Source organism: [Clostridium] citroniae WAL-17108 (assembly GCF_000233455.1).
GTDB classification, from domain to species: Bacteria; Bacillota; Clostridia; order Lachnospirales; family Lachnospiraceae; genus Enterocloster; species Enterocloster citroniae.
This window is the reverse complement of sequence record NZ_JH376422.1, coordinates 221,619-246,678: the sequence shown is the minus strand read 5'-3', so window position 1 is coordinate 246,678 and position 25,060 is coordinate 221,619. Positions and strand designations below refer to the sequence as shown.

25 protein-coding genes and 1 pseudogene are annotated in these 25,060 nt (G+C 47.7%); 24 read left to right on the top strand and 2 right to left on the bottom strand.

The window, feature by feature from the left end; all coding sequences use genetic code 11:
• The first annotated feature begins 486 nt into the window (after positions 1–486).
• The 5 genes from HMPREF9469_RS14285 (at position 487) to HMPREF9469_RS33795 (ending at position 2,970) form a co-directional block, all read left to right on the top strand.
• The gene (locus tag HMPREF9469_RS14285) at positions 487–816 is read left to right on the top strand and encodes a hypothetical protein (protein ID WP_007863074.1); all 330 of its coding nucleotides are present in this window, start codon (positions 487–489) and stop codon (positions 814–816) included.
• A 32-nt stretch (positions 817–848) separates the two neighbouring features.
• Positions 849–1,037, top strand: a complete 189-nt coding sequence (locus HMPREF9469_RS14280) for a hypothetical protein (protein WP_007863072.1) — start codon at positions 849–851, stop codon at positions 1,035–1,037.
• 55 nt (positions 1,038–1,092) lie between these two features.
• Complete coding sequence (locus tag HMPREF9469_RS14275; protein WP_007863070.1) at positions 1,093–1,866, top strand: C40 family peptidase; 774 nt, start codon at positions 1,093–1,095, stop codon at positions 1,864–1,866.
• 53 nt (positions 1,867–1,919) lie between these two features.
• The gene (locus HMPREF9469_RS14270; protein ID WP_007863067.1) at positions 1,920–2,675 is read left to right on the top strand and encodes a DNA adenine methylase; all 756 of its coding nucleotides are present in this window, start codon (positions 1,920–1,922) and stop codon (positions 2,673–2,675) included.
• An 85-nt stretch (positions 2,676–2,760) separates the two neighbouring features.
• Positions 2,761–2,970 carry a helix-turn-helix domain-containing protein gene (locus tag HMPREF9469_RS33795; protein WP_080633560.1) on the top strand — a complete coding sequence of 70 codons (210 nt, stop codon included), beginning with the start codon at positions 2,761–2,763 and terminating at the stop codon, positions 2,968–2,970.
• Positions 2,971–3,232: 262 nt separating this feature from the next.
• On the opposite strand, the pseudogene HMPREF9469_RS33790 reads toward HMPREF9469_RS33795, so the two are convergent.
• Positions 3,233–3,695 (bottom strand): annotated as a pseudogene (locus HMPREF9469_RS33790) (transposase); the annotation flags it as partial.
• A 139-nt stretch (positions 3,696–3,834) separates the two neighbouring features.
• On the opposite strand from HMPREF9469_RS33790, the gene HMPREF9469_RS34175 reads away from it, so the two are divergent.
• From HMPREF9469_RS34175 to HMPREF9469_RS14195, 14 genes are all read left to right on the top strand, one after another.
• A complete protein-coding gene (locus HMPREF9469_RS34175; RefSeq protein ID WP_007863063.1) occupies positions 3,835–4,176 on the top strand; it encodes a hypothetical protein in 342 nt (113 codons plus the stop codon).
• A 64-nt stretch (positions 4,177–4,240) separates the two neighbouring features.
• Positions 4,241–4,978 (top strand): SDR family NAD(P)-dependent oxidoreductase, encoded by a 738-nt coding sequence (locus tag HMPREF9469_RS14255; RefSeq protein WP_007863061.1) that lies wholly within the window; start codon positions 4,241–4,243, stop codon positions 4,976–4,978.
• A 41-nt stretch (positions 4,979–5,019) separates the two neighbouring features.
• Positions 5,020–5,685 (top strand): RraA family protein, encoded by a 666-nt coding sequence (locus HMPREF9469_RS14250; protein ID WP_007863058.1) that lies wholly within the window; start codon positions 5,020–5,022, stop codon positions 5,683–5,685.
• A gap of 16 nt (positions 5,686–5,701) precedes the next feature.
• Positions 5,702–6,031: a UxaA family hydrolase gene (locus HMPREF9469_RS14245; RefSeq protein WP_007863057.1), complete on the top strand. Its 330-nt coding sequence runs from the start codon at positions 5,702–5,704 to the stop codon at positions 6,029–6,031.
• An 11-nt stretch (positions 6,032–6,042) separates the two neighbouring features.
• Positions 6,043–7,248, top strand: coding sequence for a UxaA family hydrolase (locus HMPREF9469_RS14240; protein ID WP_007863055.1), 1,206 nt, complete (start codon positions 6,043–6,045; stop codon positions 7,246–7,248).
• Between the two features lie 5 nt (positions 7,249–7,253).
• Positions 7,254–8,018 (top strand): SDR family NAD(P)-dependent oxidoreductase, encoded by a 765-nt coding sequence (locus HMPREF9469_RS14235; protein WP_007863054.1) that lies wholly within the window; start codon positions 7,254–7,256, stop codon positions 8,016–8,018.
• A 20-nt stretch (positions 8,019–8,038) separates the two neighbouring features.
• Positions 8,039–9,469 carry a glucuronate isomerase gene (gene uxaC / locus HMPREF9469_RS14230; RefSeq protein ID WP_007863052.1) on the top strand — a complete coding sequence of 477 codons (1,431 nt, stop codon included), beginning with the start codon at positions 8,039–8,041 and terminating at the stop codon, positions 9,467–9,469.
• Between the two features lie 19 nt (positions 9,470–9,488).
• Positions 9,489–10,622 carry an enolase C-terminal domain-like protein gene (locus tag HMPREF9469_RS14225; RefSeq protein WP_007863050.1) on the top strand — a complete coding sequence of 378 codons (1,134 nt, stop codon included), beginning with the start codon at positions 9,489–9,491 and terminating at the stop codon, positions 10,620–10,622.
• Positions 10,623–10,656: 34 nt separating this feature from the next.
• On the top strand, positions 10,657–11,688 hold the full coding sequence (locus HMPREF9469_RS14220) for a TRAP transporter substrate-binding protein (RefSeq protein WP_007863048.1): 1,032 nt from the start codon (positions 10,657–10,659) through the stop codon (positions 11,686–11,688).
• Positions 11,689–11,704: 16 nt separating this feature from the next.
• Positions 11,705–12,178: a TRAP transporter small permease gene (locus HMPREF9469_RS14215; RefSeq protein ID WP_007863046.1), complete on the top strand. Its 474-nt coding sequence runs from the start codon at positions 11,705–11,707 to the stop codon at positions 12,176–12,178.
• Positions 12,160–13,452: a TRAP transporter large permease gene (locus HMPREF9469_RS14210; protein ID WP_007863044.1), complete on the top strand. Its 1,293-nt coding sequence runs from the start codon at positions 12,160–12,162 to the stop codon at positions 13,450–13,452. Before HMPREF9469_RS14215 ends, HMPREF9469_RS14210 begins: the two co-directional genes overlap by 19 nt.
• Before the next feature lie 166 nt (positions 13,453–13,618).
• Entirely contained in the window at positions 13,619–14,683 is a 1,065-nt protein-coding gene (locus HMPREF9469_RS14205) for a substrate-binding domain-containing protein (RefSeq protein WP_007863042.1), read from the top strand.
• A 70-nt stretch (positions 14,684–14,753) separates the two neighbouring features.
• A complete protein-coding gene (locus tag HMPREF9469_RS14200; RefSeq protein WP_040416343.1) occupies positions 14,754–15,065 on the top strand; it encodes a hypothetical protein in 312 nt (103 codons plus the stop codon).
• A 284-nt stretch (positions 15,066–15,349) separates the two neighbouring features.
• Positions 15,350–16,273 (top strand): AEC family transporter, encoded by a 924-nt coding sequence (locus tag HMPREF9469_RS14195; RefSeq protein WP_007863041.1) that lies wholly within the window; start codon positions 15,350–15,352, stop codon positions 16,271–16,273.
• Positions 16,274–16,308: 35 nt separating this feature from the next.
• Here HMPREF9469_RS14195 and HMPREF9469_RS14190 read toward each other — a convergent pair whose 3' ends face one another.
• On the bottom strand, positions 16,309–17,637 hold the full coding sequence (locus tag HMPREF9469_RS14190) for a S41 family peptidase (RefSeq protein WP_007863040.1): 1,329 nt from the start codon (positions 17,635–17,637) through the stop codon (positions 16,309–16,311).
• A 438-nt stretch (positions 17,638–18,075) separates the two neighbouring features.
• On the opposite strand from HMPREF9469_RS14190, the gene HMPREF9469_RS14185 reads away from it, so the two are divergent.
• The 5 genes from HMPREF9469_RS14185 to HMPREF9469_RS14165 all read left to right on the top strand — a co-directional run bounded on the left by HMPREF9469_RS14185 (position 18,076) and on the right by HMPREF9469_RS14165 (position 25,046).
• The gene (locus tag HMPREF9469_RS14185) at positions 18,076–19,017 is read left to right on the top strand and encodes an AEC family transporter (RefSeq protein ID WP_007863039.1); all 942 of its coding nucleotides are present in this window, start codon (positions 18,076–18,078) and stop codon (positions 19,015–19,017) included.
• Positions 19,018–19,103: 86 nt separating this feature from the next.
• Positions 19,104–20,846 carry a sigma-54 interaction domain-containing protein gene (locus HMPREF9469_RS14180; protein WP_007863038.1) on the top strand — a complete coding sequence of 581 codons (1,743 nt, stop codon included), beginning with the start codon at positions 19,104–19,106 and terminating at the stop codon, positions 20,844–20,846.
• Between the two features lie 323 nt (positions 20,847–21,169).
• Positions 21,170–22,387: a diaminopropionate ammonia-lyase gene (gene dpaL, locus HMPREF9469_RS14175; protein WP_007863037.1), complete on the top strand. Its 1,218-nt coding sequence runs from the start codon at positions 21,170–21,172 to the stop codon at positions 22,385–22,387.
• Between the two features lie 51 nt (positions 22,388–22,438).
• Entirely contained in the window at positions 22,439–23,881 is a 1,443-nt protein-coding gene (locus tag HMPREF9469_RS14170) for a Na+/H+ antiporter NhaC family protein (protein WP_007863036.1), read from the top strand.
• Positions 23,865–25,046: a M20/M25/M40 family metallo-hydrolase gene (locus tag HMPREF9469_RS14165; protein ID WP_007863035.1), complete on the top strand. Its 1,182-nt coding sequence runs from the start codon at positions 23,865–23,867 to the stop codon at positions 25,044–25,046. The genes HMPREF9469_RS14170 and HMPREF9469_RS14165 overlap by 17 nt, the downstream gene beginning before the upstream one ends.
• The last annotated feature ends 14 nt before the right edge of the window (positions 25,047–25,060 follow it).

Sequence of the window (25,060 nt, the reverse complement as noted above, 5' to 3'; positions counted from 1 at the left end):
GGCTACGCAATACATTTCTACTACAGTGGCGAGAAACGTATTACATTGCGATTTTTAGATACTGATGGTACCTGGAAAGATTCATGGACTGGAAAGTTGCAATAGCTTAAATGATTATTCACCACCATTTTTTCATGAACAGCGCATCTGCCGAAATACCCTGCGGGATTATTTTCTGCTCATTTCGGTCATTGCCCACGAAACAAGTCAGGATGTTTGAAGATGACGCTATGTAACATGCGTATGCAACGTTCCCATTGCTTTTTACATTGGTAACACATAGAAACATATATCCATCTGGTACAGTAATCGGTATACGTATCTCCTGTCCACCATTAGGCGCAAGAGTTATGGATTGTGAATATGTAAATGTTTTTATAAGCAATGGGTTAATTAAATCCGTATTATACACATTAATTACGAAAAATTCAGGCCTGCAAGGGCCTTTTATTATAGATAAATATGCAAATCAAGGAGGAAAAAAGTATGGATGTAAGTACAATAATGCAGTACGTATCGTATCTATTGATTGCCATTGGGCTAATGGCATTCCTAGTGTCAGCCATCACACAGGTTATTAAATCCTGGCCAGGACTGGACAAGCTACCTACACAGGCGGTAGTCATTGTGTTATCTTTGATACTTTGCCCAGCTGTCTTTATCGCACTGATGGCGTGGCTTCACCACCCTATTGACTGGTATACCGTATTTGCTTGTATAATTGCAGCCTTTATCGTAGCATTGGTGGCATTAGACGGATGGGAACGAGTGGCAGAGATATGGAAACGGACAAAACCACCCAAAACAACAGAATAATGACTTGTAAAAGATGAAGGAGGAAAGAAGTTATGGCAAAAACAACAATCAAGCATGCAGCAAAACTCCCCGGCAATGGAGGATATGTGGATGCAGGGCCTGATCTGGGAGCAAAGCAGCCAACCCCTTATCTGTATGATGCCCCTTCAAATGTTCCACATCCAGAAATACACGACAGTGGCATAGGTGGCCCCAGTGATATGGATGACCGTGAGGAATAAGATAGTAGCAAGGCCTTGGATGACTCCCAGGTCTTTGAGATTGGAGGTAAATACCATGAGTAAAACGGCAGCAGGATTAATCCAGCATTGTAAGGACAAGCTGGGCACCCCTTACGTCTACGGAACCAAGGGAGAGGTCCTGACACAGACCATCCTGGATCACCTGGCTCGGGAGAATCCAGGCACATATACATCCACCTACAAGGCCAAGGCCGTCAAGTACATAGGCCAGCACTGCACGGACTGCTCTGGCCTCATCAGCTGGTACACCGGGCGCATCCGCGGCAGCTACAACTATCACGACACGGCCGTGGAGCGGGTAGGAATCGACCACCTGGACGAGTCCATGATTGGCTGGGCGCTGTGGAAGCCGGGCCACATCGGGGTGTATATCGGGGATGGCTGGTGTATTGAGGCTAAGGGTATCAACTACGGGACCATTAAGAGCCGAGTGTCAGCCACACCTTGGCAGAAGGCCCTTAGGCTCTGCGACATCGACTACACCCCGGTCCCGGTGACATATACCCAGGGCTTCCAGCCGGCGGCAGACGGGCAGCGCTGGTGGTACCAGTTTGCAGACGGCAGCTATGCGGACAATGGCTGGTACTGGCTCCAGGAGATGGAGCGGAGGACATGGGGATGGTATCTGTTCGATTCCGAGGGCTACATGCTGACCGGCTACCAGACGGATGCAGCTGGGGACGCATTTTTGTTGTGTCCGGTTACAGGTAGCAATGAGGGCAAGTGCATGATTACAGATGCAAGAGGTGCGCTCCGGATTGCAGAGAAGTACGACATGGTCAACCATCGGTATGTGTTTAATTGGTAGGAAATAATAGATATTTAGACATCCGTCCGATTACCCCTTAGAAAGGACGATGGATGAATAGTTTTATTGGATGGATTGGTGGAAAGAGGCTATTACGCAAGGAGATTCTAGGATGTTTCCCGGAGGATATCGGACGTTACATCGAGGTATTTGGAGGGGCTGGCTGGGTGCTCTTTGCAAAAGAGAAGCAAGCAGGTCAGCTGGAAGTGTACAATGACCGGGATGGGAATTTAGTCAATCTGTATCGCTGCATTAAATATCATTGCAGTGCCCTGCAGGAGGAGTTGCAGTGGCTTTTATCCTCTCGCGAACAATTTTATGATTATAAAGCGCAGATGGATATGAGGGGATTGACAGATATTCAAAAAGCTGCCCGTTTTTTTTATTTGATAAAAATAAGCTTCGGGAGCGATTACCGCACATTTGCAACTTCATCTAAAAGCATAGAGAATGCGATGGATTATCTGGGGAAAGTCCAAAGGAGGCTTCAGGGTGTGGTGATAGAGAACAAGGATTTTGAGAATCTGATAAGTGTCTATGACCGGAAGGATGCTCTGTTTTATCTGGATCCTCCTTATGTAGGGACAGAACGATATTATAGTGCTGCCTTTAGTATGAAAGATCATGAGCGTCTTGCAGATGTCTTAAAACATATCAAAGGAAAGTTTGTTCTTTCCTATAATAATGTAGCATGGATACATGAATTGTATTCTCAATATCCTTGTAAAGAAGTGACGCGTAACACTACATTGGCTGGAAATGCAAGCAATCGCGAGAGATACAAGGAAGTAATCATAACGAATTTCTGAAAAATATAACGATATTCGTTATAATATAACAAAACAGAAAAAAGACCTGTCGAAAGCGGTAAAATCATCCGTAAGGGGTGATTGGATGGTCAGAATTCATTTATCAAGGCTTCTTGGAGAGAAACGCTGGAGTCAGGCAAAATTAGCGAGAGTGACAGGAATCAGGGCGTCAACAATCAATGACATATACAATGAATTTGCTGAACGCGTCAGCCTGAATCATCTTGACCGAATTTGTAAGGCATTGAATTGTGATATTTCAGATATACTGGAATACATACCGGATGAGCCATGATAATGAAGAGGTAAAAGGGCGTTTGATAGGAAATAAAATACCTTTCAAATGCCCTTTTATTTTTTGCTAATTTACAGAAAGTGGTTGATTTTTGCAATTTATGCGAAAAGCTTTTGGGTTTTTCGCGAAAAGCTACAGGGGATGCTTTGTGGAAGATATGATTTATGATTTGGGGGGTATCGGTTAATACCGACTTTTAACCCCTAACATGACGGAAAGAGACAATCCCAGAGAATTCGGGCCTTTTCTAAGGCAAAATTCTCTACGGGACTGTCTCTTCCTTTTTCTCTTCATATTTTTCGATTTCATGGTGTGAAAATTGGTGGTATTTCATCATATTCCTGCCTATCGCATACAACATGAACTCTTTATATACTTTTTCCTCTGATCGGTAGTTAAAACGCCGGAAGTTTTCATTCTCCTTGATATCTCCAAAATGTCCCTCTGTCTGGACCGAACGGGGATGACGTTTCAGAATCTCTTCTTCACTCTGGATATTTGTATGGGACTCTTGTCCGCATGAAGGTTGTTTCCATGTCTGTTTTGGAATAGCTGTTGCGGCCTTTCCCCATGATCTCAAAGCATTCCTTATACTCCATCAGACGAGTCCCGCATTCTTCCGGTTCCTCGTAAAGCTTCTGGATCTCCGGTTTATGCTTACCTTTCCCATAAACGAATCCGATGTCTTCTCCCTGTGCAATCTGCATCAGGTTCTTCTGCAGTTTCCGTGTCCTGTTTTCTTCAATAACTTTTAGAGATCTCGCCTTTATCTGGCTGACCAAAGGGCAGAAGCCCCGGAGAGATGTTTTTTTAAAGGAAAAAAACTGAACGGGAGAAGTCCTGGATGAACTGAATTACCAGTTCATGCGCCGTCTGGAAAAGGAAGGCCTTATCTCGCTGAAAGAGCTTTACATCGATGGAACAAAGATTGAAGCAAACACGAACAGATATACGTTCGTTTGGCGGGGCAGTCTCAATTATCATCTTGCCGGTCTGCTGGACACTATCGGTGCTCTTTACACAAAGTATAATACATTTCTGCTTGAAAACGGATATGGCCCCAAATACAATCTCGGAAATGCCCGGATGTTTGTGATTGAAGGAATGGACAAAGTCCCTGTTCGGAACGATCCATTTCCCGACAGCCCCCTTTTTTGTATTTCAAGTAATTTGCGAAAGAATCTTGACATTCGTCAGGTTCAGTAGTATTATGAAAACCATAAGAGGGGAAACGTTTCACATAATATAAACAATCGGAGGTAACATACATATGGATTTAACAGGCAGATCGGGAATCGTAACAGGCGGCTCCAGCGGAATCGGCTTTACAATTGCAAACACGCTGGCTGAGGCGGGTGCAACCGTATATGCCGTAAGTAGGACAGGACAGCCAAAGGATGCAGAAAAAAGCCATGAGGGTGTCATTCATGTGGCAGCTGATGTCAGCGATTATGGTGAGATGGAAAGTCTGATAAAAAAAATTGGGGAAAATAAGGGAATCGATTTCCTTATTAACAATGCAGGAATCACTGTGAAGTGCAGGGCAGAGAACTTCGATGACAGCGATTTTGAACGTATCATGAAGGTAAATGTAAGCAGCATCTTCAAGTTGTCGTGCCTATGTTACCCTTACTTAAAGAAGTCGGCTGGAAGGGGCAGGATTGTGAACATTACCTCCATGGCAGCACATCTGGGATTTTCTGAGGTGGTTCCATACTGCACCAGCAAGGGAGCGGTGTTGTCCATGACCAGGGGCCTGGCCGTGGAGTGGTCCGGTGATAATATCAACGTCAATTCCATTGCCCCCGGCTGGTTTCCGTCCAAGATGAGCCAGCAGGTGATGGATGCGGAACGCAAGGCAAAAATCCTTTCCAGGATGCCGGTGCATAAATTCGGAGACACAAGGGACATTGCGGAGATGGCAAAGTATCTGGTATCGGATAGCGCCGGATATATTACAGGGCAGGATTTCGCAGTTGACGGCGGGGCGCTGGCGTTTGGGTTCTGATAATCGTCCGATTAGAAAAAAGGGAAAAGAGGAGTAAAACAATGAAACTATGGAATAACGAGAGCGAGAAATTCGCGCTGATGAAGGAAAAACTTTATACACCGGTGGTAGGTGATATCCTGGATAATATGGGGTATTACCACCAGTTCCTTCCCCAGGATATACGTCCTTTGAGGGAAGATATGAAGGTTGCGGGAAAAGCAATGACGGTTTTGATGATCGATGTGTATGGTCCCCAGAAAAAGCCGTTCGGTTTTCTGACCGAGGCGCTGGATCAGCTTGAGGAAAATGAGATCTATATTGCTGCGGGCGGCAGTAAACGCTGTGCATACTGGGGGGAATTGCTCACTGCCACAGCCAGGTGCAGAAAGGCAGTGGGAGCAGTGGTCAATGGCTGGCATAGGGATACGCCTCAGGTACTGTCACAGGATTGGCCCGTGTTTTCCTGCGGCTGTTATGCCCAGGATTCCAGCGTCCGCACCCAGGTGGTGGATTACCGCTGTGACATTGAGATAGGCCAGGTGACAATCCATGACGGCGACCTGATCTTCGGTGATGTTGACGGGGTACTTATCATTCCTAAACAGGTGGCTGATGAGGTGATCGAAAAAGCCCTGGAAAAGGCTGCCGGTGAAAAGGTGGTACGTAAGGCCATTGAGAGCGGAATGACAGCTACAGCTGCTTTTGAGAAGTACGGCATCCTGTAGGAATGGAGAGATGCTTATGATGCAGAGTGCATTTAAGATTGATGCAAGGGATAATGTGGCAACAGCGCTGGAAACCTTAAAGCCCGGTCCGGTCAGGATCCTGGGTGAGGCAGCGGATCCCGGGACAATGTGTACAGAGGAGATCCCCCGGGGCCATAAAATATCCCTGAAGGCGATTGGCCCAGAAGAGGAGGTCATTAAATACGGTGTATGTATCGGAAGGGCAGGGGCTGACATCGGACAGGGGAAATGGGTCCACCTGCATAACATGCACAGTGTATATGATGAACGCTCCAGCCATTTGGACGTCCGCACAGGGGCGCCTAAGGATATCAAGTATGAGTAGGAGGCCATGATATGGCAGATAAAACCTGGATGGGATATGTCCGCGCCAACGGTTCCGCAGGGATCCGCAACAAAATTCTTGTGATCTACACGGTGGAATGTTCAGCCTTTGTGGCAAAAGAGATCGTGAGGCTTGCAGATGACAGTGAGACGGAGGTGGTGGGTTTTTCAGGATGCACTGACAATGAGTACGCAGTGCGCCTTCTCATTTCCCTGATCCGTCATCCTAACATCGGCGGGGTACTGGCCGTAGGCCTGGGGTGTGAGTACGTACAGCCTCAGTGGCTGGCGGACATTGCAGCAAAGGAAGAAAAGGAGGCTGCCTGGATGTTTATTCAGGACCAGGGTGGTACAAAAAACTCCATAGACCAGGGCCTTGCACTGGTAAAACATATGAAAAAGGCCATGGAGAACACTCCCAGAAAACCTATGAGGTTTGGTGATCTGGTCATTGGGGCTGAATGCGGCGGAAGTGATTTCACAAGCGGCCTGGCTGGAAATGTAGTGGTTGGAAGGCTGTTTGACCAACTGGTGGATGCTGGAGGAACGGCCGTCTTTGAGGAGATCGTGGAGGCGGTGGGCCTTAAACATATATTGGTTGGCCGGGCGGCAGGGAGGGAGGCTGCAGAGGATCTGGCAGCCACCTATGACAAGGCGCTGGAATACTGCCGGTCCGTCCGTCAGTATTCCGTAAGCCCTGGAAATTTTATGGGCGGCCTGTCTACCATTGAGGAGAAGAGCATGGGAGCTGTGGCCAAAAGCGGAAGCAGGCCTATCCAGGGAGTGCTGAAGGTGGGAGGATGTCCTCCCAGGCCGGGACTCTGGCTGTTAGACTCCACCCCGGATCCTCACTGGATGCAGTTTGGGATCACGAATCCCAATGACAGCGAGGGTCTGATGGACCTGATCTCCTGCGGGTGCCACCTGGTGCTCCTGGTGACGGGCAGGGGGAATGTAATTGGCTCTGCCGTGGCCCCGTGTATAAAGCTTACGGGAAATTCAGACACTTACCGGCGCATGGAGGGCGACATGGACTTTGACGCAGGCCCGGTTTTAGATGGGACATGTACCATGGAAACACTGACCGGGCATTTAAGGCAGCTTGTTACAGGAGTTGCATCGGGGCATAAGTCAAAAAGTGAAGCACTGGGACACAAGGAATACTTCATCCCCTATAAATATCAGGAAAAAGAAGTGATCAGACCATGCGGGAGGTGAGAGAGATGACAGAACATGTATTTTCATTGGAAGGCCGCACTGCGGTAATAACCGGAGGGACCACAGGATTAGGCCTTGCCATTGCTGAGTGTATGGTAAAGGCGGGTGCCAGGGTGGCGGTATTAAGCCGCAGGACCAAGGAAGAAGGACAGTCCGCCTTAAAGGAAATGGGAGAAAAAGCCGTGTTTTACCACCATGATATAACGGATACGGGCCATGCCCCGGAACTGGCAGACCAGATCATCCGGGAAATGGGACCAGTCACCATCCTGGTAAACAATGCAGGGAATCATTGTAAGAAATTTATTGAGGACATGACTGTGGAGGACTACAAACGCGTGCTGGATGTCCATTTGGTAGGGGCCTTCGCCCTGACAAAAGCATTCTTCGGCCATATGAAGGAGCAGGGAAAAGGGAGCATTATTTTCCAGGCCAGTATGACCAGTTACATTGGCCAGCCCCAGGTGGCGGGATATTCCACGGCAAAGGCAGGTTATCTGGGGCTGGTGCACACGTTGGCCGCTGAAGGCGGCGCTTACGGCGTGCGGGTCAATGCAATCGCTCCCGGTTGGATTGAAACACCTATGTACCACCAGGCTACTGACAATGACGAGGCCAGGAGGAACAAAATTATAGGAAGGATTCCCATGAAGCGGATCGGCGATCCAACAGACATTGGGATGGCTGCCGTGTTCTTAGCAAGCGATGCGGCCGGCTATGTCTCGGGAACATGTCTTCCGGTGGACGGCGGAGCCCTTATTGGTTTTTAAAAAGAAGGAAGGAGCAAACCATGGACCATTGTTTTTCTGAGGAACTGTTTCTGAAAAATAAAACAGGCAGCTATCTGTACCATACTTATGCAGAGACGCTTCCGATCGTGGACTACCACTGCCACTTGGCGGTGCAGGAGATATATGAAAATAAGGAATTTGAGGATATAGGCGAGATGTGGCTGGCCCATGACCACTATAAATGGAGGGCTATGCGGACATTTGGGATTGATGAGTATTATGTGACCGGCGGAGCGTCTTATTATGAAAAATACATGAAATTCGCGGAGATCCTCCCCAGGCTTATGGGAAACCCTCTTTACATCTGGTGTGCCCTGGAATTAAAGCGGTACTTTGACATAGATGAGCCCCTGAGTTTAGACAACGCCCGGGACATCTATAAGAGGACAAAGGATTTTATCAGGGAAAACCACATGACCCCAAGATGGTGCATGGAGCGCTCACATGTGGAGCTTGTCAGCACCACGGAGGATCCGGTGGATACCTTGGAATACCACTTTAAGCTAAGGGAGGAAGGATGTACAGGGCCAAAGATCATTACGGCCTTCCGTCCGGACAAGGCGTTTTACTGTGAGAATCCCGTTTTTCCCGAATATCAAAAGCAGCTGTCAGGAGCAGCGGGACTGGAAATCCACGGTTTTACGGATATGATCGCTGCTTTGGAAAAACGTCTGTCCTTTTTCCGGGATTTTGGGACAACGGTCAGCGATGATGGGATCGAGGATTTTACTTGGGAGGAGTATACGGTAAGTCAGGTGGAGGAGGTTTACCGGAAAGCCGCCAAGGGTGAGGCTCTGACCAGGAAAGAACAAAATCGTTTTAAATCTGCTTTTATGGTGGAGATGGGAAAGCTTTACAACAAATACGGCTTTGTTATGCAGCTTCATATTGGCACGTATCAGGATGCCAACCACAGGAAGGTGAGGGAAATCGGACGCTCCACAGGATTTGATTGTACCGATGACTCCACGGCTATTCAGTCCGTGGGAGCGCTGCTGAACCGCCTGACCGAGTTAGGGGAGCTTCCAAAGACCATTCTCTATCCCCTGGATCCTTCCAAACTGGAAACCTTTGCTGTTCTGGCCGCCGGTTTCTGCGATGGCAGTTTTAGAGGAAAGGTACAGCTGGGAGCGCCCTGGTGGTTTAATGACCAGCCGTATGGTATTGAACGCCAGTTTCATGCGGCCGGAAACCTGTACGCGGTCAGCCTGTCAGTGGGGATGCTCACGGATTCCAGAAGTTTCCTCAGTTATCCCAGGCACGAGCTTTACAGGAGAGGGCTGTGCAGCTATTTAGGGGAGCTGGTAGAGCGGGGGGAATATTTTTCGGATGAGAAATACTTAAAAGAAGTTATTGAGGACGTGTGCTACAGGAATGTGAAACGATTTTTTGGATGGGACAAACAACAGGGAAATGCCGCCCTGGAATGAGAAGGAGAGAGGAGCATTTATGAAGGTTACCAAATTTGAAACATGGTGGGTACGCCGGGATCAGTGCCTGTTTGATGAGAAGCGTCAGGGAGGCAGCGCCATGCCCTGGGATGTGGTTGTGCTGAAACTGACGTGTGATGACGGGACTGAAGGTATTGCCACAGCAATGGCGGCCCGCTCCGGCCAGGTGACGGAGGGGTATCTCCAGGAAACAGCCGCGCCTCTTGTTTTAGGGCGCGATCCCCACGACCGCGAGGCTATTTTCTACGATTTTTGGAACCTGGACCGTCATGAGGCCTTTTATCCTGTGTTCCTTCCTGGGCCGGTTGACGTGGCCCTGTGGGACATATGTGCAAAAAAGGCGGGTCTGCCCTTATATAAATATATAGGAGGTTACAGGGAGAGCCTTCCTGTTTATGCCAGCAGCCTGTTTTATGATGACCCCAAGGTCTACATAGACGAGGCATTGCACTACCGGTCAATGGGCATCAACTGCTACAAAGTCCACCCCTCAGGTCCTGTTGAAAAGGACATGGAGATCCACCGGAAGCTGAGGGAGGCAGTTGGGGACGACATGGGCCTGATGAGTGATCCGGTGGGAGAATACACGTTGGATGAGGCGATCAGGGTGGGGCGCCAGCTTGAGAAACTAAACTATATCTGGTTTGAGGAGCCTTTCAGGGATTTTGAGCTGTATAAATATCAGAAGCTGTGTCAGACCCTGGATATCCCCATTGCTGCCACCGAGACCACCAGAGGAGCCCATTGGGGCGTGGCCCAGTCCATTGCCCAGAATGCGGCTGATATTGTACGGGCCGATGTTTCATGGAAGTGCGGTATCACGGGAACATTAAAAATTGCCCATATGGCGGATGCCTTTGGCTTGAACTGTGAGATACATACCACGACCATGAACTACATGGACCTGGTTAACCTTCATGTTTCCTGTGCGATCCGCAATTGTAAATACTTTGAGTATTTTGTACCGGAAGACAGTTTCCGTTTCCCCATGAAAGGGGACCTTCCCATTAAGGATGGACGGATCTACGTTTCCAAGGAGCCGGGAATAGGCGCAGAACTTGACTGGGATCTGATTAAAGACAACTGTGTGGCTTACAAGGTGAAGACACTGGATCAAGACTTTATAGAATGAGAAACGATGGTTTGGTAAAAAATGGAGGTAGGCGATGAGAGGACGGAATAGGATCCTGGGATTCCTGATGGTTTTATCTGTTGTATGCCTGGCAGGCTGTGCGGGCAGCTCCCAGGAGGACAGCCAGGAACAGGAGGACAAAAAGAGGGCCGAGATCGTGTTAAAGGCCGGGGAGGTGAATCCGGAGGATAATATCAATACCCAGGTGCTGCACTACTTTGCGGACCAGGTAAAGGAACTGTCCAACGGCCGGATCATAGTGGAAATCTATGCAGGCGGTCAGCTGGGGGATGAGCGGACAGAGCTTCAGGCCGTACAAATGGGAGCCCTGGACATTTTCCGGGGAAATACCCTGACCATGGGAGACTTTGGGGCGGATAAGATGGGGATCTTTGGACTTCCCTATTTGTTTGAGGGCCGTGACCATCTGTGGAATGTGCTGAAAAGCGATTTGGGCCGTGATATTTTAGACAGCCTTTGGGAGGCGGAGACGGACATGGTGGGGCTGGCCTATGTGGATGAGGGCGCCAGAAACTTTTTTGCTAAAAAACCCATTGAGAAGCCTGATGATCTAAAGGGAACAAAGATACGTGTGGCTGAGACTTCCATCCTTTTGGATACGGTGAGTTGTTTTGGGGCGTCACCAACTCCTATTTCCATGAGTGAGCTGTATACCTCCCTTCAAACCGGCGTGGTGGACGGGGCGGACCAGCCTTTATCCGGATATATCAGCAACAGCTTTGGTGAGATCGCTCCCCATGTCATTCTGGACAACCATACATACACTCCCGGCGTCATCATTATGAGCGGGTACCGTTTTAACAAACTCAGTGCCGGGGACCAGGATATTATCAGGCAGGCCGCCGAGGCTGCCGAGGACTATAACCGGGAGGTTGTGGCAACTGACGAAGCTGAACAGATCAAGGCGCTGAGAGCCCAGGGCATTGAAGTGATCGAAGTGGAGGATTTTGGCCCCTGGCAGTCGGTTGTGCAGCCGGTGTACGATCAGTATGCGGTGGGGTTTGAGGACATGGTGGAGCAGATCCGGGCCATGAATGAAATGTGAGGAGGGAAAAATAGATATGGTAGATAAGATTTGCAGTACTGTCAGAAGGGGCATCTACATGGTGTGCTGCGTGTTGCTGGCCTGCCAGGTCCTTATCGTATCAGGTGTTGCGGCCAGCCGCTATATCCTGAAACATACACCGCCGTGGGGGGAAAACTTGGCCCTTATCTGTATGGTATGGTTTTGCCTATTGAGTTCAGCTGTGGCGATCAGTGAGGATCTGCATTTAAAGGTGACCTTGATCGACAATTTTATTTCAGACAGGACCCGTACCATTATGGACCTGCTTGATCTGCTTTTGGTATTTATCTTTGGAGTCGTCATGGTGTTTGGCAGCTACGGGCTGCTGGAACTGACCTCCAGAAACATCATGAGCGGCATGGGCCTGCCGTCTTCGGTCCTCTATGCCGTGATCCCGGTTTCCGGTCTGGCCTTTATTATAGCAACAATTGACAGGGGGAGGACATTATTATGCCATCTGAAACAATAGCCATACTGTTATTAATAGGACTTTTTATTTTTCTCATGGCAGTGCGGATGCCCATTGCCCTTTCCATCGGCATCGCCAGCATGGTGACTTGTATTTATCTTGACATCCCGGTCCAGATGGTGCTCCAGAACATGGTAAAGGGAGTGAACACCTATTCACTGCTGGCAGTTCCCTTCTTTATCCTGATGGGCGACATCATGAGCGCAGGCGGTATATCCAAGCGTCTGCTGCGTCTGGCCGGGGTAATGGTTGGTTGGATGCATGGTGGGCTTGCAATGGTGACCATTGTGGCGTCCCTGCTGTTTGGGGCGGTTTCCGGCTCCTCGGCTGCCAGCGTGGCAACCCTTGGGCCTACCCTGATTCCAAACATGGAAAAAGAAGGCTATGAAAAGGACTTTGCAACCTGCATCGTAATGGCCAGTTCAGTTGAAGGAATCCTGATCCCGCCAAGCCAGAACATGGTCATCTATGCTTTGGCGGCCGGGGGCGTTTCCGTGGGAGCCCTGTTTCTTGCAGGTATTCTTCCGGGCTGTCTGCTTGCAGGCTGTCTGATGGTCTACAGCTACTACGTGGCTAGAAAACGTAATTACCCCATCGGTGAAAAATTCCAGATCAAAAAGGTATGGCTTGCATTTAAGGATGCATTCTGGGGACTGTTGACCATCGTGATCGTGGTGATCGGTGTGTGTACCGGATTTATCACGGCTACGGAAAGCGCGGCCCTGGCAGTGCTGTGGAGTATTTTCGTTACCTTTGCCATCTACCGGGAGGTTTCCATTAAAGAGCTGCCCAGGATGTTATTTAATTCTGTAAAAACATTGGCAATGATCATGATCCTGATCTCCATGTCAACGGCCTTCGGATGGCTGATGGCATATTTGAAGGTTCCGGTGCTCATTACCAACAGTATCTACAGCATTACTGATAACCCGGTGATCATTATGCTGATCATCAATGTTCTGCTGCTGGGCCTGGGAATGGTAATGGAGATGGGATCCCTGATCCTTATCGTGACGCCTATCCTGCTTCCTATTGTACAGTCCATTGGTTACAGCCCCGTCCATTTTGGGGTCATCATGATCCTGAATTTGGGGATCGGTCTTTTAACCCCGCCGGTTGGAAGTTCCCTGTTTATTGCATCCGGTATTTCCGGGATTAAGATTGAAGCGCTGACCAAACGGATGTTGCCTATTTATCTGACCATGATCATCTGTCTGATGATGGTAACCTTCATTCCTGCGATCAGTATGACACTGCCTAATCTGGGGGCATAAGGAGAATGATAAGGAGAAGGATTTTCTTTTCTGCTTAAAATGGGATTGAAAACCTCTGAAAAATTATATACAATAAGAAAAAAGGGAAATGTGCCCAGTTGTCCGGGTGCATTTCTCTCTATTTTGGAATATAGTGCCGTTCTATAAAAAGCAGGAAAGAGGAGCAATGAAATCTCAGATTACAATGAAGGACATAGCCCAGCACTTTGGCATGTCGTTAAACACAATCCACAAGGCGATCACGGGAAAGCCTGGAGTCAGTGAGCAGACCAGAAAAAAGATTGTTGACTATGCCGCTGCCAATGGTTATAAGATCAACTCCATGGCTTCCTGCTTAAAGCGCAAGGAGATACAGATCGCGGTATGTTTACCCGAGTTGGACAAAAACAGCGTGTATTTCTATAACTTTATATGGCGGGGATACATGGGTTATATGCGGGAGTGGGGAGATCTAAATGTCCAGGCCAGGGAGCTGCCTTTTAAGCCCGGGGAGCTGGCCAAGACTCTTAACCGGCTTAATGATGAACTGGAGCATGGAAAACGGCTGGACGGCATTCTCTCCATTCCGCCGGAGGGAGAGGATGAGGTCCTTGAAATCAAACGTTTGACGAAAAAGGGAATCAGCGTTGTTTTTGTTACAGGTGACAATACGGAGTGCCAGAGGGTGGGTGTGGTTGTCGCGGATTACTATGTGGCCGGAGGAGTTATGGCCGAGCAGGCATGTAATATCCTGAGGGGCCGCGGTCGTGTGCTGCTTATGGCCGGAAATCAGTACAATGATGCCCATTATATGATCGCAAAGGGCTTCCACGAGTATTTGCAAAGGGAAGGGGCCGGGATACAGACTGAAAACCTGTATGGTTATTTTGAAAAGGATCTTGGAAAAGAGGAATTGCTCAAAAGGATACAGGAATTAAAACCGGATCTGATCGGCTGTGTTTTTGCCCGGGGGAGTGTTGTGCTGGCGGAGGTGCTTAGGGAAAGCGGGCTGTCAGGAACCATACCTGTCATTGCCAATGATGTATTTGATGAGAGCGTATCCGCTCTGCAGGATGGGACTTTTACCAATATCGTGTACAAGGACCCCACCCGCCAGGCTTATTTAGCCACAAAAATGCTCTGTGAGTATCTGGTAAAGGGAAATGTGCCAAAGGAACAGGTGAAAAAGGTGGAGATTGCCCTGATCTTCAAAGGCAATGTAAATTATTACTGGGAGCGGGAAGATTATTAGGATAGGAACAGACGGGATCCGAATTCGAGTTTTGCATCCACATTGGGATTTGTGGCAGAAGTGCTACAGAATGAGAGTCTGGGATGGCTCAAAGAACAGCTTAAGCTGGATTCAAATTCACGGATATTGTGTTTTTCCACAGAAGGAGATACGGATCGCAGTAATTATAGAAGAATTGTTTGGGATGGGTACTATCCAAGCTTCTGATGTCATGGCTGTATTGTACGGAAACTGCGCTCCACAGGGAGTACAGGCAGCCGACCGCGTTCATTTCATAACAGACATTCTGTGGGATATGAATACGTACTATGATGGGGAGGGGGGTGGGGCATATAGAATGAGCTTAATTCAAACAGGAAAAAGGAAATACTCCGGGAATTGATATTTCCGGAGCTTTTCTATACCCATTTATATAAAATCAATTTATAGTAATAGAACCTTTGATAACGTGAGAGATATTCCATATATCAAATGAAAAATAAAGAGAATGATTCATAAAGTGGCATTTCAGAGTGGAGACAAAGACCTTGCAAGGCATGTGAAAAGGTGCTATATTATGCTCAATCACGCATATGCGGTATCAGGGGCTTGCCTTTGTCAGATATGACGGGGAACCGGATGACTGGCTTGGAATATAAGATGTGATTGGAATGAGGAGAATTGATCATGACTACGGTTTTACTGACAGCTTTTTCGTTCATGCTGATCATCCTGATCGGCGCATATCTGCATATGGGAGGAATCCTTCCGGAAAATGCGGGTGATGTCGTAAAGCGGATTCTCATAAATGTCACCCTCCCCTGTGCCATCATTGTTAATTTTTCAAAGATAGAGGTAGTGGGAGCGGAGATGCTGGCGCTGACGGTCCTGGGGATTGCTGCAAATGTCATAATGATCGCTGTTGGGATCGTTATTACAAAAAAGAAAAGCAGGGAGGCAAAGGCGCTGCATATACTGTGCCTCCCCGCATACAACATAGGAGCGTTCTGTCTTCCGTTTGTACAGAGTTTTCTTCCTGCGATGGGAAGTGTGGCGGCCTGCATGTTTGATGTGGGAAACAGTGTGATGTGTACAGGGGCAACCTATGCCTTTGCATCGGAATACCTTTCCGACAACAGAGACGGATTTGATGTGGGATCATTTGCAAAACGCCTTCTTTCAAGTATGCCGTTGATCACCTATGTTCTGATGTTTATCCTGTCGGTAGCCCGGTTCAGGCTGCCCAAGCCGGTTCTGACATTGATCGCCCCCATGGCGGCGGCTAATACGTTTACCGCTATGCTGATGATAGGACTGCTTTTAAGGTTTGAATTTCAGCGGAATTACATAGGCGATATATGCAGGATCCTCGGAGTTCGCCATGTGGCGGCGATTGTGACGGCGCTGGCCGGCTATTATCTCCTTCCATTTGACATCGTGATTCGCAGGACACTGGTTTTGATTAGTTTTGCTCCTATCAGCGCAGTTGCGCCGGCCTATACAGGCATGTGCGGCGGTGATGAGGGGAAGGCCAGTGCTGCCAATAGTATTTCCATTCTATTGAGTGTGATCGAATTGACCTTTTTATTAATCATTATGAAGCTGTATTGAGCCGTGTTTAAAGCTTCCGCCCCCGCCTCCTGCGGTCACTGTTCTGCAATTGCCCTTAAACAGGCATTGAGTGCCGTCTCACCGTCCGCTGACCGGATATCCGGTGCGGTTTTGCATTCCTGGCTCCCTGATCCGTCCGGCATTACACCGTACACCGGTGCGTATTGTACGATCAGGCCGCTGTTGGGAAGAATGATGGGCAGAGGATCGCTGCCAATGCCTTCACCGCCAGTCTGCGTTCCCACAAGTGTCATAAAGCCTGTTGCTTTTGAGAACATGGCAGCATATTCCGATGAGGAAAATACCGTGTCACTGACAAGCATCCAAAGCTTTCCGCTGAGCATTTTCCCTCCCCCTGCAGGATCCACGGTGTATTGGATATCATGAAAGAAGTCCGTATCGGACAGATCTTCCTGATTGGTGCGGGGCAGGTCGGGAAATTCCGAAACAGGACGGTATTGGTCCATATCCAGGAAGATACGGTTGTTTTCCCCTCCTTTTATCAGACCGTAGGCGTTGCATGTCAGTGCGCTGTCAATGTTGGGAGAGGCGATGAGATCATTAAAATAATCCATGGAACCTCCGCCGTTATCCGTAAGGTCAAATATTATATGGTCGTATCCCCTGACCTTATGGTAAAAATCAAATAGCTGTTTCTTATCTTCCCCGTACTCATTGCCGGAAAGGAACCGGTCAATTTTGATATAGGCAATGCTTCCCTCTTTTATAATGCGCGTTTGAACATTAGCTGCCACGGATTCCTGTTCATCGGTTTGCGCTGATTCAAGGGAAGCGTAATAATCCATCACCTTATCATAGGCCGGGTCTGTCACCTGTCTCATTTTTTTGTAGTTTTCCAGGGACTTTGGATTGTTGTATGCTGCCGCTAATTTTTGCATGCGGTCTGAGTCCGGATAATCTGCGGCCACGCGTCTGTAGCTGTCTGCCGTCTCTTCAAACCAGTAAGGGTTATGTAATAACAAATGTCCGATCTGGTCATTGGTATTGATAAATTCATCCAACTGCTGATAAAAGGAAATATCCGTGTTACTGGTGCGGATTTCTCCCCGGGCTTTCCGGTATTTCTGATCTAAATCCGCATTCCGCATTCTCTTTAACGTATGAAAATAAGGATAATTTTCTTTTAGTGTCTGATACAAAAGATCCAGATCTTCCAGTTTCTGCTCCGTTGTCAGATGGATCCAATCGCCTTTCTGCAAAGCCCGGATCTCACGGCGCAGTGATGGGGGCTGATACTCTGTTTCACTGGCACTTGCCTGCGTATTACCAGAAGGACCGGCAAAGGCTGTGAAGGGACTGCATAACAGGGACGAGATACATAAAATACAGATGGATTTTTTCATTGCTTATTTGCTCCTCTTAAGCCCGCCCTGGGATGTAGGCTGCGGGACGTATGGCGGTTCATGATTATTGTGTGATGTGATATTGGCAGGAATATTTATTTTATATGGTAATTATATCATATAACATTTACCCTCAGTGGACAAGGGGAGAGTGTGCCCTTGTCCACTGAGGGTAATCGTCTGGATGTGTGATCAGTTTTGGCTGTATCAATTTGATACTGATTATCAAAACGATATGGAATAAGGCACATTTGTTATCAAAATGATATTTATAAGCAAAAGTATGAAGGTATTTCAGGAACTTCGATGATGGCATGAAAATTGCTAAATAAATAAGGGGACCCCAATTGGGACCATCTTAAAATCAATATTTACCCTCAGTGGACAAGGGGGAGTGTGCGCCCTTGTCCACTGAGGGTAAGGAAAGAGGAACGAATAATGAGCAGTTTTCAAACCGCGTTAAGCGCCGTATTACCCATGTTTATCATGTTGTCACTGGGATATTTTCTGAGAAAGATCAATATGGTGGACGATCATACCCTGAATAAGATGAACAAGCTGTGTTTCAAAACTTTTCTGGCCATCTCCCTATACTACAATATCTATAAAGCGGATATCAGGGAGGTATTTAACGGAAAACTGATCGTGTATGCTGTGATCACGCAGATCGTGATTCTGGGGATTTCGCTGCTTGCCGCATATCCCACAGAGAAAACAAAGAAAAGGCGCGGCGCGCTGGCCCATGGTATTTTTCACACAAATTTTGTTATATTCGGAACTCTGATCGGGACAGCGCTGTGTGGTGAGGGAAACATTGGAGCGATCTCGCTGCTGATCGCTATTATTGTCCCGGTTCAAAACATAATTTCCGTCATCCTGCTGGAGTTATTCCGGGAAGGAGGAAGGATCGAGTTAAGGAAAGTGTTTGGGGGAGTGGTAACCAATCCGTATGTTATTGCGGCCCTGGCCGGCTTTTTGACACAGCTGCTGCATATTCAGTATCCGGACATGCTGTCCAATGTTTTTAGGGATCTGGGGCGTTGCGGTACGCCGGTGGCCCTGATTGTTATGGGGGGATTATTTAACTTTGGAGCAGTAAAAAGCAACTTAAGAAGCATTGCGGTGGGCATCCTGTTCAGGCTTCTGATCGTGCCGGCTATTCTTGTACCTGTTACCGTATGGCTTGGATTTTGCAGGGCGGATTTCATTGGCCTGATGTGCATCTTTATTGCTCCCTGTGCAACCACATCGTTTAACCTGGCCAGTGCCATGGATTCCGATGCGGATTTGGCGGCGCAGCTGGTTGTATTTACATCCGTATGTTCCCTGGGGACCATTTTTATGTGGATCTTCATACTGAGCCGGATGGGAATCTTTTAATGAAGGACGGGTTCTTGACATAAACGCGATCCGCCGTTACCATGGGATTATAACATCGTTTGTTTCAGTGAAAATGGGGGAATAGCATGAAACGCATTTTAATGAAAATGCAGGAAACAGCCCAGCGGTATGTTGAGATCCTGGCAGAAATCCTGAAAGTTGACGTGACAATCATTGATGCCAATTGCATTCGTATTGCGGGAAGCGGGCGGATGCGCAATCGGATCGGGGATATGTCGTCTTATGGATATGTAGTAAAGTCAGCCATAGAACACAAGGAGCTGACAATCATGGATGATCCGAAGAAATCCGGCATCTGCCGTGTCTGTCCAAAGCTGTCTGTCTGTGATAACATCTGTGAGGTATGGCTCCCGCTATGCGTGGATGAAGAAGTGATCGGGGTATTGGGATTTGTATGCTTTGAAGAGAGCCAGAAACAGCATTTTTTTGGAAATAGAGAAGTATTTATCCGCTTTTTGAATCAATTTGGGGAGCTTCTTGAATCAAAAGCCAAGGATATCCTGAATGAAGGAAGAAACCAAAATGTGATCCTGCTGCTGGAGAATATTCTTAATAAGGTTGACAGCGGAATCCTGGTCATGGACCAGAACCTTAAAATATCCAGGATTAACCAGGCTGGTAAGAAACTCCTGTTTATACAGGAACTGAATCACAAGCTGCCGCCTATCACATTTCACGAAACAGGGAACCAGGTACAGGATCTGCTTGAATACAGCCTTCAGATCGGAGGTTTCACCTATCTTTTGGCAGGCAGGTTTTATGATCTGGATATGGAAGAGTACAGAAAATTATTTGTATTCCAGAAGGCAGATCTGACTTCCGATGAAAATGACGGTGCAGGGGTACGGGTAAAACCAAGGGAATTAAACCGCATCTTAGGCGTATCTTCAGCTGTTGTATCTATCCGGGAGAAGATTCAGATTGTGGCACCGTCTGTATCCAATGTTCTTATAACAGGAGAAAGTGGTACGGGAAAAGAACTGGTAGCCGTTGCGCTTCATGGGGAGAGCGACCGGTCCAACTATCCTTTTGTTGCGGTCAACTGCGCGTCCATACCTGAGAATCTTTTGGAAAGTGAGTTGTTCGGATATGTGAAGGGCGCATTTACAGGGGCTGATGCAAAAGGCCGGACCGGTCTGTTTGAGGCAGCCAACGGCGGTACTGTTTTTTTAGATGAGATAGGTGACATGCCCCTGTATCTACAGGTAAAGCTTCTGCGTGTTCTTGAAAACAGGGAGATTACCAGACTGGGCAGTAACCAGACAGTGAAGATTGATGTGCGTCTGGTGGCGGCAACTAATAAGGATATAGAATCAATGATCCAGGCAGGGGAGTTCCGTGAGGATCTATATTACCGTCTCAATGTGATTCCCATGGCACTTTCTCCCCTTCGGGAGAGGAAGGAGGATATACGTGTGATCGCCACCAGTTTTATTGAACGTTACAGTGCAGTGCTTAATAAAATGGTGAGGGGGATTGATGAGGATTTTTGGAGATACCTGGAGCGTTATGAGTGGCCTGGAAATATCCGGGAACTGCAGAACACGATTGAATATGTGATGAATATGATGCCTTACAGCGGAATGCTGGAGGGCAGCCTTCTTCCAGGAAAATTTTTCCAAACAAATGGGACCGTACGCGTGGAGGAGGCCATAGAAGATCTGAATCTGGAAAACATGGAACGCCAGATGATCAAACGGGCACTGGCAATCTATGGAGTTTCCCCGGAAGCTAAAAAAATGATAGCAGGCAAATTGGGAATCGGTATTGCAACATTATACAGAAAGATAAAAGTATATCAGCTCTAAGTTGGGAAAGGAACGTACGATTAATAACGTACCATCAACCGTATGGTCTATGGATAAAAAGGCTGTCTTTTAGACGGCCTTTTTTAATGGAGATACGCAGATCAGGTATCAATATGATATAGATTATCAAAATAATACGAGATCAGGACATCTGAATATCAAAATGATAAGAGCAATGGCAGAGTAAATCCTGCATACGTGACGTAGGGGATAGAAACAACGTAAATTCAAGGAAATTCAGAACTTTATGATAAGACGGAAGTTGGCACAAAGATTGCTTAATATAATTGTACCGCGGATAAAAAAGCAAGGAGGTTACAGAGGTGGCATATTATCAGCATTTAAAGGTGCTAAAAAACGATCATGTGTCGGAAAAAATGGGTCCTGAGTTTCTAAACACAGAAAGTACGAAGGCAGTTCGTCACTTGCATTGTTCCGTGACGGCCTACCGGGAAACACCTTTAGTTTCACTGGAAGTTCTGGCAAAGAAGCTGGGGGTAAAAGGGATTTTTGTGAAGGATGAGTCCTACCGGTTCGGGCTCAATGCATTTAAGGGGTTAGGCGGCATCTACGCATTGGCATGTGTGATCTGTGAGAAATTGGGACTGGATATCCATACCACTAAGTTCTCCGATCTTCAGCAGCCATTGGTCAGGGAATCTGTTTCCCACATGATATTTGTGACGGCAACGGATGGCAATCATGGAAAGGGCGTGGCGTGGGCGGCCGGCCAGCTGGGATGCAAGGCCTATGTTTATATGCCGAAGGGATCATCACCATACCGTGCCCAGGCAATCCAAAATGCCGGAAAAGCGGAGGTGACGGTTACGGATATGGGATATGATGATACGGTCCGTTATGCCCGGCATATGAGTGAGGAGCATGGCTGGACATTGATTCAGGATACATCATGGAACGGTTATGAGACAATTCCCAAGCGGATCATACAGGGATACACCACAATGGCATATGAGGCAGTCCATCAGCTTGGAGAATACGGAGTTAAGGCACCCACCCATATATTCCTTCAGGCAGGTGTGGGAGCTATGGCAGGAGGGATAACCGGGTTTATGGTTAATTACTATGAAAAGCAGCGTCCGGTCATTGTGATTGCCGAGCCGGAGGAAGCGGCGTGTATCTTTGAGTCTGCCCGAAAGGAGGACGGAGGGCCGCATGAGGCTGCCGGAAGCGGAGAGACCATTATGGCAGGACTTAACTGCGGGGAACCATGTACGATCGCATGGCCCATTTTAAGGGATTATGCCAACTTCTATGCAGCCTGTCCGGATTATGTGGCTGCCAGGGGCATGCGGCAGTTGGCTGCTCCATGGGGCAATGATAAAAAGGTCATATCCGGAGAATCGGGAGCAGTGACAATGGGGCTTTTGACCATGCTGATGGAAAGCTGGGAACTGGAAGAAGAAAAGGTAATGATGGGGCTGAATGAGGAGTCGGTTATTCTTTTGTTTAACACGGAAGGAGATACGGATCCGGCTTCTTACCACAGGATCGTATACGATGGAGCATATGCCACTCCGTAGGAATGGAGGGGATAATGCCTGGAACGATCACAAATGTATTAGGAGGGTAATATGACAGAGCAAGAGAAGAAAGCGCCCAGTTTTGGGTATGCATTATTTGTAACAATTGTATCGTTTTCTATTATTATGATACCGGCAGTGTTTCTTGGAGCGAAAACCCAGCCATTGTTTTTGATATCGTGGATCATAACCATCCCATTCTGTATGAAGCTGGGATATACATATAAAGAATTGCAGCAGGGTATTTTCCACTACTGTGCGAAATCCCTGGTGCCCATGACCATCGTACTCTGTGTGGGGGCACTGATCGGAACATGGAATGCCTGTGGAACCGTGCCGCTGATCACAAAGCTGGGATTGCTTACGATCAATCCTAAATATTTTCTTGTTATGAGTTTTGTGATCTGCATTATATTTTCTTTATTTACAGGCACATCCTTTGGAACCTGCGGCACGGCAGGTGTGGCTTTAATGGGCGTAGGCCTCTCAATGGGGCTTCATCCTCTTGTAATCGCATCCTCTATTATCGGCGGTGCATATTTTGGGGATGCCATTTCACCGCTGTCGGACAGCACCAATGTGGCAGCCGGCTCAGTGGGCGTGGACCTGTTTGAAAGCATCAAATATCAGGCTATTACTACATTGCCGGCCGCTGTGATCTGCGCAGTTATCTTTTTCTTATGGGGACTGAATATTGACACCAGCAGCGTGGACTTAAGCAGCATCGGTGATGTGATCTCCGGGGTTGAGGCAAATTATAGGTTAGGGCTTGTTCCACTCATTCCAATGGGCGTTGTATTGGTCATGCTGTTATTTAAAGTGCCGTCCATTCCATCCATCCTGTGCGGAAGCATTTCGGGATTTTTGGTAGCATGGCTTTATCAGGGGCAGAGCTTTACAAGCGTAACCATGAGCATGTGGAGCGGTTATGTCCTGGAGTCCGACAATGCATTTATAGCTAAGATCTTCAGCAGAGGAGGCATTACCAGTATGTCCGGTACGGCATTCCTGTTCATATTTGCATTTGGGCTTTTTGGAATATTGAGTACGGCCGGAATTATTGACAAGGTGGTGGAACCGCTGATGAAAAAGGTGAACTCAAGGCTGGGGGGAACCATCTGCACGGTCATATTGGGGTTTGTCTCCAATATTACATCCGCATCCGGCAATTTCTCTTTTGTGTTTACAGGAAATCTTATGACACCTGTGTATGAGCAGAAGCATTTGAATAAATGGGACCTGACCAGAGCCATGTCTGTTGGCTGTCTTTTAAGCGGTCTTTTAGTTCCATGGAATTCAAATCCGCTTACGGTAACCGGCTTCCTGGGCGTTGACTCCACACAGATGCTTCCCTACCTGTTTACACCGTTAGTTACCGCAGCTGTGTTGATCGTTGTAGAAGTTACCGGGATCGACAAGAAGTTTTCAAAAAAGGCCAGAGGATCAGAAGACCAAGTCAATGAAAAGGAGAGAGAATATGAATCAGTATTATAATGAAATCAATAGATTTATTGATGCTCATAAAGATGAGATGGTGGAAAAGTGGAAAACGCTGGTGAATATGGAGGGCCACTATGATGAAAAGGAAAATGTGGAACGGGCAGCCGGATGGCTGAAGAATGAGTTTGAACAGGAAGGGTTCCAGTGCCGTATTCATGAAGTAATGAAAGAAAGGGCGGGAATACTGGTGGGAGTCCTGGGATCAGACCGCCCGGGAAAGCCTGTGATATTTTCCGGCCATATTGATACCGTTCATCACAGCGGTTCTTTTGGAAAAGAAAACCCATTTGAGATCAGAGACGGAAAGGCTTACGGCCCAGGCGTGCTGGATATGAAAGGCGGGATCATCATTTCGCTGTATGTGGTAAAGGCGCTGAACCATTTGGGTTACAATGAACATCCCATTAAAATCCTGTACGCGGGGGAAGAAGAGTCCGACCATATTGGAAATGATGCGGATATCTTTTACACGGAAGAGAGCAAGGGGGCGCTTTGTGCATTCAATATGGAAACAGGGCATATTGAAAACCGTTTATGTGTGGGGCGTAAGACCCAGTACACCGTCCGTGCCAAAGTCCATGGGCTTGGCGGGCATGCAGGCAATGAGTTTACAAAAGGAAAGAATGCGGTGCATGAAGCCATCTTTAAAGCGGCCGAACTGACAAAGCTGACTGACCTTGACAGGGGGACGACCGTGACGGTCAGCGTGATCAACAGTGGTACGAATACCAATACTACCTCCATCCCTGATCTCAGCGAATTTGCGGTTGATATCCGTGTCTTTTCCGATGAGATCGGAAAAAAGGTTTTGGAGGATGTGGACCAGATTATGAAAAAGGTGTTTGTGGAAGGAACTACCACGGAGTATTATGTGGATCTGGCAAAGCTTCACCCCTTTGAACCCAACCCACAGATCATGCGTTTATTCAGTTTGGTCAATCAGGTGGCGGCGGATCATGGTTTTGCTGAATTTGGGCAGATTCAGCTGGGCGGCGCATCGGATGCCGGTGCAATCGCCGCGGCGGGAATCCCGGTACTTTGTTCCTGCGGGCCAATAGGGGAATTTAATCATAACGTACGTGAATACGCCGTGGTAGATTCCCTGTTCGAGCGCGCAAAGATATACGCCTTAACCGTAACTGAAATTGACAAATTATAAGGACATGGTATCAA

What these genes read in the sequence shown, in the direction of transcription:
- HMPREF9469_RS14285 (WP_007863074.1), top strand. Translation starts at nt 487, where the DNA reads ATGGATGTAAGTACAATAATGCAGTACGTATCGTATCTATTGATTGCC.
- HMPREF9469_RS14180 (WP_007863038.1), top strand. Translation starts at nt 19,104, where the DNA reads ATGAAACGCATTTTAATGAAAATGCAGGAAACAGCCCAGCGGTATGTT.
- HMPREF9469_RS14200 (WP_040416343.1), top strand. Translation starts at nt 14,754, where the DNA reads ATGAGAGTCTGGGATGGCTCAAAGAACAGCTTAAGCTGGATTCAAATT.
- HMPREF9469_RS14240 (WP_007863055.1), top strand. Translation starts at nt 6,043, where the DNA reads ATGGCAGATAAAACCTGGATGGGATATGTCCGCGCCAACGGTTCCGCA.
- HMPREF9469_RS33795 (WP_080633560.1), top strand. Translation starts at nt 2,761, where the DNA reads ATGGTCAGAATTCATTTATCAAGGCTTCTTGGAGAGAAACGCTGGAGT.
- HMPREF9469_RS34175 (WP_007863063.1), top strand. Translation starts at nt 3,835, where the DNA reads ATGCGCCGTCTGGAAAAGGAAGGCCTTATCTCGCTGAAAGAGCTTTAC.
- HMPREF9469_RS14255 (WP_007863061.1), top strand. Translation starts at nt 4,241, where the DNA reads ATGGATTTAACAGGCAGATCGGGAATCGTAACAGGCGGCTCCAGCGGA.
- HMPREF9469_RS14170 (WP_007863036.1), top strand. Translation starts at nt 22,439, where the DNA reads ATGACAGAGCAAGAGAAGAAAGCGCCCAGTTTTGGGTATGCATTATTT.
- HMPREF9469_RS14245 (WP_007863057.1), top strand. Translation starts at nt 5,702, where the DNA reads ATGATGCAGAGTGCATTTAAGATTGATGCAAGGGATAATGTGGCAACA.
- HMPREF9469_RS14220 (WP_007863048.1), top strand. Translation starts at nt 10,657, where the DNA reads ATGAGAGGACGGAATAGGATCCTGGGATTCCTGATGGTTTTATCTGTT.
- HMPREF9469_RS14225 (WP_007863050.1), top strand. Translation starts at nt 9,489, where the DNA reads ATGAAGGTTACCAAATTTGAAACATGGTGGGTACGCCGGGATCAGTGC.
- HMPREF9469_RS14270 (WP_007863067.1), top strand. Translation starts at nt 1,920, where the DNA reads ATGAATAGTTTTATTGGATGGATTGGTGGAAAGAGGCTATTACGCAAG.
- HMPREF9469_RS14250 (WP_007863058.1), top strand. Translation starts at nt 5,020, where the DNA reads ATGAAACTATGGAATAACGAGAGCGAGAAATTCGCGCTGATGAAGGAA.
- HMPREF9469_RS14275 (WP_007863070.1), top strand. Translation starts at nt 1,093, where the DNA reads ATGAGTAAAACGGCAGCAGGATTAATCCAGCATTGTAAGGACAAGCTG.
- HMPREF9469_RS14195 (WP_007863041.1), top strand. Translation starts at nt 15,350, where the DNA reads ATGACTACGGTTTTACTGACAGCTTTTTCGTTCATGCTGATCATCCTG.
- HMPREF9469_RS14165 (WP_007863035.1), top strand. Translation starts at nt 23,865, where the DNA reads ATGAATCAGTATTATAATGAAATCAATAGATTTATTGATGCTCATAAA.
- HMPREF9469_RS14280 (WP_007863072.1), top strand. Translation starts at nt 849, where the DNA reads ATGGCAAAAACAACAATCAAGCATGCAGCAAAACTCCCCGGCAATGGA.
- HMPREF9469_RS14215 (WP_007863046.1), top strand. Translation starts at nt 11,705, where the DNA reads ATGGTAGATAAGATTTGCAGTACTGTCAGAAGGGGCATCTACATGGTG.
- HMPREF9469_RS14190 (WP_007863040.1), bottom strand. Translation starts at nt 17,637, where the DNA reads ATGAAAAAATCCATCTGTATTTTATGTATCTCGTCCCTGTTATGCAGT.
- HMPREF9469_RS14210 (WP_007863044.1), top strand. Translation starts at nt 12,160, where the DNA reads ATGCCATCTGAAACAATAGCCATACTGTTATTAATAGGACTTTTTATT.
- uxaC (WP_007863052.1), top strand. Translation starts at nt 8,039, where the DNA reads ATGGACCATTGTTTTTCTGAGGAACTGTTTCTGAAAAATAAAACAGGC.
- HMPREF9469_RS14235 (WP_007863054.1), top strand. Translation starts at nt 7,254, where the DNA reads ATGACAGAACATGTATTTTCATTGGAAGGCCGCACTGCGGTAATAACC.
- HMPREF9469_RS14205 (WP_007863042.1), top strand. Translation starts at nt 13,619, where the DNA reads ATGAAATCTCAGATTACAATGAAGGACATAGCCCAGCACTTTGGCATG.
- HMPREF9469_RS14185 (WP_007863039.1), top strand. Translation starts at nt 18,076, where the DNA reads ATGAGCAGTTTTCAAACCGCGTTAAGCGCCGTATTACCCATGTTTATC.